This is a genomic window from Burkholderia sp. Ac-20353, assembly GCF_017104785.1.
In the GTDB taxonomy this organism is placed as follows: Bacteria; Pseudomonadota; Gammaproteobacteria; order Burkholderiales; family Burkholderiaceae; genus Burkholderia.
This window is the reverse complement of the sequence record NZ_JAAGPL010000525.1, coordinates 1-994: the sequence shown is the minus strand read 5'-3', so window position 1 is coordinate 994 and position 994 is coordinate 1. Positions and strand designations below refer to the sequence as shown.

The following is a 994-nucleotide window of genomic DNA, read 5'->3' as shown; positions in this document are numbered from 1 at the left end:
ACAAGATTACTCGTATCGGCGTCGATCTGGCCAAGAACCTGATCGTGGTACATGGAGTCGATTCGATGGAACGCGCGGCAGTCAGGAAGGCCATCCCACGGCAGAAGTTCCTCGAATGGTTCGCCAATCTCGAGCCCTGCCTGGTTGCCATGGAGGCCTGCAGCGCAGCCCACTACTGGGGCCGAAAGCTACGCGCGCTCGGCCACGAAGTCCGTCTGATCGCCCCACAGTTTGCCGCGGCGTACCGCAAGGGCGGCAAGCACGTGAAGAACGACCGGCTGGACGCGGAAGCCATCTGTGAAGCGGCCAGCCGTCCCCATATGCGTTTCGTGGCACTGAAGACCGCCGACCAGCAGAACGAGCTCGTGCTGCACCGGATGCGCAGCGGCTTTGTCGAGGAGCGCACGGCACTCGTCAACCGTCTGCGCGGCGAACTGTTCGAGTTCGGCGTGTTCCTCCCACAAGGCATCGACGCGTTCCGTGCCCACTTCGTCGAGGCACTGGATGACGGAACCACGGAACTCGACGGTATCGCACGCGCTGCGCTCCTCGCCGGCTGGCATCACATCCACAACCTTGACGAGCAGATCTCGTGGTGTGATTCGCAGATCGCCGCACGGGTCAAACACGACATCAACGCGCAACGCCTCATGGCCATCGTCGGAATCGGACCGCTCACCGCGTCGGCCGCCGTCGCGACCGTCGGTGACGCTCGCGTGTTCAGGAACGGACGGCAATTTTCCGCCTGGCTCGGCTCTGTGCCCAAACAGGCCAGCAGTGGGGGCAAGACCCGTCTTGGCCACATCACAAGGCAGGGCAACACCTATCTGCGTACCCTCCTGTTCCAGGGTGCCCGTTCGGCCCTGACCAGTGCTCACCGACGAACCGACCGGCTCTCGCGCTGGATCGTTCAGCTGCATGCACGGGTAGGCTGGTACCGAACGCTGGTCGCGATCGCGAACAAGCACGCGCGGATCCTGTGGGCGATCCTGGC

Annotated in this window: 1 protein-coding gene; it reads left to right on the top strand. The window is 63.7% G+C overall.

Going from position 1 to position 994, the window contains the following annotated elements; all coding sequences use genetic code 11:
• A partial coding sequence (locus G3N94_RS41740; RefSeq protein WP_241022375.1) for an IS110 family transposase occupies positions 1-994 on the top strand: 994 nt, incomplete at both ends.